The organism is Luteibacter sp. (assembly GCF_036499525.1).
Taxonomy (GTDB): domain Bacteria; phylum Pseudomonadota; class Gammaproteobacteria; order Xanthomonadales; family Rhodanobacteraceae; genus Luteibacter.
In genome coordinates, this window is the sequence record NZ_DASYDO010000060.1 from 22087 (window position 1) to 28223 (window position 6137).

At 64.7% G+C, this 6137-nt stretch carries 6 protein-coding genes; all 6 read left to right on the forward strand.

Annotated features, from left to right (window positions below; translation table 11 throughout):
* Complete coding sequence (locus VGM71_RS11325; RefSeq protein WP_331545129.1) at positions 1-975, forward strand: D-alanine--D-alanine ligase; 975 nt, start codon at positions 1-3, stop codon at positions 973-975.
* On the forward strand, positions 972-1712 hold the full coding sequence (locus VGM71_RS11330; RefSeq protein WP_331545131.1) for a cell division protein FtsQ/DivIB: 741 nt from the start codon (positions 972-974) through the stop codon (positions 1710-1712). Before VGM71_RS11325 ends, VGM71_RS11330 begins: the two co-directional genes overlap by 4 nt.
* An 8-nt stretch (positions 1713-1720) precedes the next feature.
* The gene (gene ftsA / locus VGM71_RS11335; protein ID WP_331545133.1) at positions 1721-2956 is read left to right on the forward strand and encodes a cell division protein FtsA; all 1236 of its coding nucleotides are present in this window, start codon (positions 1721-1723) and stop codon (positions 2954-2956) included.
* A gap of 127 nt (positions 2957-3083) precedes the next feature.
* Positions 3084-4268, forward strand: a complete 1185-nt coding sequence (ftsZ, locus tag VGM71_RS11340; RefSeq protein WP_331545135.1) for a cell division protein FtsZ — start codon at positions 3084-3086, stop codon at positions 4266-4268.
* Positions 4269-4594: 326 nt separating this feature from the next.
* A complete protein-coding gene (lpxC, locus tag VGM71_RS11345; protein ID WP_331545137.1) occupies positions 4595-5506 on the forward strand; it encodes a UDP-3-O-acyl-N-acetylglucosamine deacetylase in 912 nt (303 codons plus the stop codon).
* A gap of 481 nt (positions 5507-5987) precedes the next feature.
* Positions 5988-6137: PAAR domain-containing protein (locus VGM71_RS17675; RefSeq protein WP_414675098.1), on the forward strand; the 150-nt coding region annotated here is incomplete at its 3' end.

Here is a 6137-nt window from a genome sequence, read left to right on the forward strand (position 1 = left end):
ATGAGCAATAACCGTTTTCCCCGCCTGGTCACCGACGCCGCCGACTTCGGTCGCGTCGCCGTGGTCATGGGCGGCCAGTCGACCGAGCGTGAGGTATCCCTGGATTCCGGACGCGGCGTGCTCGGTGCCCTGCGCGACAGCGGTGTGGATGCGCACCCCATCGATGGCATTCCCGCGCTGCTCGACGCCGTGCGCGCCGGCCACTTCGCGCGCGTGTTCAATATCCTGCATGGCGCGGGTGGCGAGAACGGCGAGCTGCAAGGCGCGCTGCAGTCGCTTGGCGTGCCGTATACCGGTTCGGGCGTGCTGGGCTCGGCCCTGTCGCTGGACAAGGTGCGCGCCAAGCACGTGTGGCTCTCCCTCGGCCTGCCGACACCGAAGTTCAAGGTGCTGCCGCGCGGAGCCGACATACACATCGCGGCGCGCGAGATCGGCTTCCCGCTGATCGTGAAGCCTGCCCTGGAAGGGTCCAGCGTGGGTATCACCTGGGTGTTCGACGAGTCCGGTCTTGACGCGGCGGTGGAACTCGCACGCCGTTATCCGGGCGATCTGCTCATGGAAACCCTCATCGAGGGCGACGCGAACGAAGGCGGCGAATTCACCGTCGCGGTGCTCGGCCGTGAGGTATTGCCGACGATCAAGATCGTGCCCAAGACCGCCCGCTACGATTTCGACGCCAAGTACATCGCCGAGGACACGCAGTACATCGTCCCGGGCCTGTCCGGTGCCGCCGAGGACGAGATGCGCGCGCTCGCGCTAAGCGCGTTCGACGCCGTCGGCTGCTTCGGCTGGGGCCGTGTCGACATCATGCGCGACCGCCATGGACGTAACTGGCTGCTGGAAGTGAACACGACGCCGGGCATGACCTCGCACTCGCTCGTGCCGAAGGCCGCCGCCGCGGAGGGCATGGATTACCCCGCCTTGTGCTGGCGGATCCTCGAAACCTCGATGCAGCGGGAGGGCGCGAAGGCATGAAGGGAGCCGCCGCCACGCGGATCGTCGCCTGGGGCATCGCCATCACGCTGGTGGTGCTGCCCGTGGTCGGCGTGATGCAAGGCTGGTTCGCCGCGGGCCGCTGGCCCGTGACGCAGCTGAAGGTCGAGGCGGAGTTCGCGCACGTCAGTGCCGAACAGATCCGCAGCGTCGTGCTGCCGCGTCTCGGCAAGGGCTTCTTCGCCACCGACCTCGAGGACGTGCGCCGTTCGATCGGTGCCCTGCCCTGGGTGGAATCGGTGGAAGTGCGCAAGCGCTGGCCGGATACGCTGCTGCTGCGCGTCTACGAGCGCCAACCTTTCGCGCGCTGGAACGAAAGCCGCCTCATCAGCCGCCAGGGTCTGGTGTTCGATGCGCCGGGCGCCGACCAGATGGGCGACCTGCCGCGGTTGAGCGGACCGGATTCGCGACTGGCCGAAGTGGTGAGCTTCTACGCGCAGGCGCGCAAAGCCTTCGAGGGAAGGGCGCAGTTGTCGATCGTCGGCGTCTCCCTTAGCGAACGCGGCAGCTGGAGCGTCACCACCGACAGCGGTGCGGAGATCGTGATTGGCGATCGCGACCAGGCCGATCGCCGCCTCGCCCGTTTCCTCGATGTCTACCCGCAACTCGTCGCCGGTCGGCACGGCGGTTTCGCCTATGCCGACCTTCGTTACACCAACGGATTCGCCATCCGGTGGCCGGAGCCGGAAACCACGGCCACACCCAAGGTCGGAAGCTGAGTCAACCCATGAGAAACAAGAACGACAAACAGCTCGTCGTCGGCCTCGACATCGGCACCTCGAAGGTGGTTGCGATCGTCGGCGAATACGAGCCCGGCGAACCGATCGAGGTCATCGGCATCGGCACTCACGTGTCGCGCGGCATGAAGCGCGGCTCGGTGGTCGACATCGAATCCACCGTGCACTCCATCCAGCGCGCGGTGGAAGAGGCCGAGCTGATGGCGGGATGCGACATCCGCTCGGTGTATGCGTCGATCTCCGGCAGCCACCTGGAAACGCGCAACTCGCACGGCACCGCGGCCATCCGCGACCGCGAGGTGATGGCGGCCGACCTCGAGCAGGTCCTCGAGGCCGCCAGCGCGGTCGCCATCCCGGCCGACCGCAAGGTGCTCTATAAGGAATCGCAGGAGTACCGCATCGACGGCCAGGACGGTATCCGGCATCCGGTGGGCATGAGTGGCGTGCGCCTCGAAGCCAGCGTGCATCTCGTCACCGGTGCGGCGAGCGCGGTGCAGAACATCTCCAAGTGCATCCAGCGCTGCGGGCTGTCGGTCGACGAGCTGGTGCCTGCGGCCGTGGCGAGCGCGAAGGCCGTGCTGACCGAGGACGAGCTCGAACTCGGCGTGTGCCTGGTCGATATCGGCGCCGGCACCACGGACATCGCCATCTACACCCAGGGCGCGATCCGTTACACGAAGTCGCTGCCCGTGGGCGGCGACCAGGTCACCAACGACATCGCGTATGGCGTGCACACGCCGACAGCGCATGCGGAAGAGATCAAGATCAAGTACGCCTGCGCGCTGGCCCAGCTTGCGCACGCGGAAGAAACCATCCAGGTGCCGAGCGTGGGCGATCGCCCGCCGCGCCGTCTTGCCCGCCAGGCGCTCGCCCAGTCGGTGCAGGCGCGCTACGAGGAGATCTTCGAGATGGTGCAGGACGAACTGCGCCGCTCGGGTTACGAAAGCCTCGTCGCCGCCGGCATCGTGCTGACCGGCGGCGCGTCGCGCATGGAAGGCGCGCTGGAACTGGCCGAGGAGATCTTCCACAAGATGGTCCGCATCGGCGTGCCCCAGCACGTGTCAGGCCTGGGCGACGTCGTTTCCAGCGAATTGCATTCGACCGGCGTGGGCCTGCTGCTGCACGGCTCGCGGTCGAGCGGTGGGGTCCGTCACACCGGTTCCGCCGTCGGCAACGTCGGCAGCGTCGTGGAGAAGTTCCGAAGCTGGTTCACCAAGAATTTCTGATTTACCGGATGGCCGGTGCCCGAAGGAATGGGGGCGCCGGGGCAAGAGGAAGGCCCGCAACCCGCGGCCGACAGGAGTCGGTCACGGGACATAAACCAATAAAACAAAGTTCTGCGGAGGACGGGAAATGTTTGAACTGATCGAAAAACTGGCACCGAATGCGGTCATCAAGGTCATCGGCGTGGGCGGCGGCGGCGGCAACGCCGTGGCGCACATGGTCAATGCCAACATCGAAGGCGTCGAGTTCGTCGTCGCCAATACCGACGCGCAGGCCATGAAGAGCTGCGCCTCGCGTACCCACCTCCAGCTCGGTGGCAACGTCACCAAGGGCCTGGGCGCGGGCGCCAATCCGGAAGTCGGCCGCCAGGCCGCTCTGGAAGACCGCGAGCGCATCGAGGAAATGCTCGAAGGCGCGGACATGGTCTTCATCACCGCCGGCATGGGCGGCGGCACGGGTACCGGCGCTGCGCCGGTCGTGGCGCAGCTGGCCAAGGAAAAGGGCATCCTCACCGTGGCGGTCGTGACCAAGCCGTTCCCGTTCGAGGGCCGTCGCCGCATGCAGGTGGCGCTCAAGGGCATCGAGGACCTGTCCCAGCACGTGGATTCGCTGATCACCGTGCCGAATGAGAAGCTGTTGTCGGTGCTCGGCCGCGAAGTGACGCTGCTGAACGCCTTCAAGGCCGCCAACGACGTGCTCCAGGGCGCGGTCCAGGGCATCGCCGACCTGATCACGGCCCCGGGCCTGATCAACGTCGACTTCGCCGACGTCCGCACCGTCATGAGCGAGATGGGCATGGCGATGATGGGTTCGGGCACCGCCCGCGGCGACGATCGCGCCCAGGCCGCCGCCGAAGCGGCGATCAACAACCCGCTGCTGGAGGACGTGAACCTGTCCGGTGCCTGCGGCATCCTCGTGAACGTCACCGCTGGCCCGAACCTCACGATGCGCGAGTTCGACGAGATCGGCCGGGTGATCCACGATTTCGCCTCGGAAGATGCGACCGTGGTGATCGGCACGTCGCTCGATCCGGACATGCAGGACGACGTTCGCGTTACGGTGGTGGCCACGGGCCTCAACCGTGGCGTGTCGGCCAAGCAGCCGGTTCGCCAGCCGGTGCAGCAGCACGTGGAAATGCGCCAGCGTCCGCGTCCGGTCGTGCTCCGCACGGGTACCGGCAATGAAGTAGTGGATTACGCGCAGGCCGATATCGTGCCTTCGGTCCGCTCCGAACCCGTGCAGTCGCAGAAGAACGCGGAGCCGGCGATCGACTACCTGGATATTCCTGCGTTCTTGCGTCGCCAGGCCGACTGACCGGTACTAACGCCAGACACGTTAAGGAAAACGTGAGGACGTTCCGGCACGATGCTGGAATCGTCCTGGGGTACCCGCCGCCGTCCCGTCCGGGCGGCGGGGCCACTCCCGTGTTCCTTACGGAAAGCTGCAAGCGATATCAGTTACTTGCAAGTGCTTGAATGGGCGGAGAATCAGTCGCAAAGTAAATGAGAATGACTCTCGGTGTTGCTGAAGGAATAGTGAAGCATATTGCTGGACTGTACCGTCCGGTTTGTTTATTCCGAGGTTAAGACTGTGTTAGCATGTCGGTTACTCAAGGCTGCTGCCACAAGGTTCTGCCCAACATGATCAAGCAGCGCACGCTAAAGAACATCATTCGCGCCACTGGCGTCGGTCTCCATACCGGCGACAAGGTATACATGACGCTGCGTCCCGCGGCGCCGAATACGGGCATCGTATTCCGCCGTACTGATCTCAATCCGCCGGTCGAGTTGCGCTCGCGCCCGGAGAACGTCGGCGACACGCGTCTGTCCACCACGCTGATGAATGGCGATGTCCGCGTTTCCACCGTCGAGCACCTGCTCTCGGCAATGGCCGGTCTCGGCATCGACAACGCCTATGTCGACCTTTCCGCGCCGGAAGTGCCGATCATGGATGGCAGCGCGGGCCCGTTCGTGTTCCTGATCCAGTCTGCCGGCATCGAAGAACAAGACGCAGCCAAGCGCTTCATCCGTATCAAAAAGCCGGTCATCGTGCAGGATGGCGACAAGTGGGCGAAGCTCGAGCCATTCGATGGCTTCAAAGTGGGCTTCTCGGTCGAGTTCGACCATCCGCTGTTCAACAAGCGCAATTCGCAGGCCGAAATGGATTTTTCGACCACGTCGTTCGTCAAGGAAGTCAGCCGCGCCCGCACGTTCGGTTTCATGCGCGACATCGAAATGCTTCGTGAGCGTAATCTCACACTCGGCGGCTCGATGGATAACGCCGTTGTACTCGACGACTACCGTGTGCTGAACGAGGACGGCCTTCGTTACGACAACGAGTTCGTCAAGCACAAGATCCTCGACGCCATCGGCGACATCTACATGCTGGGCCACAGCCTGATCGGCGCGTATTCCGCGCACAAGTCGGGTCACGAGCTCAACAACAAACTGCTCCGCAGCCTCATGGCCGATGCCGCCGCGTGGGAAGAGGTCAGCTTCAAGGATCCGGCGAAGGCCCCCATCTCCTACGCCCATCCCGCCCAGGCCGTCTAAGCGCCGCGGGCAGCACGAAACACGAAAGGCCGCGATCATCGCGGCCTTTTTTCGGGTTCTTCACGGAAGTCCGGGGACGCTGCGTGGATACATCGGTTCATTCGCCAGGCGAATGCATGTTTCCAGCGGCTTGGACGGTGAGGCGCAGAGTCTTCGGTGCCCACCCTCGCTGCTCAGACAGGTCCTCCGCGTTCGGCAAGGAGGGCCGCTTGCACGACCTAGCTGATCCCCGGTAATGCGTGAAGAACCTTTTTTTGTGCGCACCCCGGCAGGGGGCACCTGCCAGGAGGTGCTAGTCCTCTGAGACTCTTCTTTGGAACCGCATCATGCGGTCCCATTCCGCTAATACCCCTGTAGTGGGGCACGCGGACACCGTAAAGATTCGTCGGATTTTTCAGAATCCTCCCAAAGACAGACCCCGGTTGACGTCCTATCGTCATCTTTCTGCCGCGCACATGCCGTGCGCCTTCGGAGGACGATGATGCATCGGCGCTATACCTGCCGCGAAGGCGACACGACGACGAGCGGCGGAAAGATCAGGCCGGGAGGCAGCCCTCGCATGATCGTTGACGACAAGCCGGCGGCGGCCGAGGGCGACCCGGTCGCCTGTCCGGCCTGCGGCAGCGTCGGG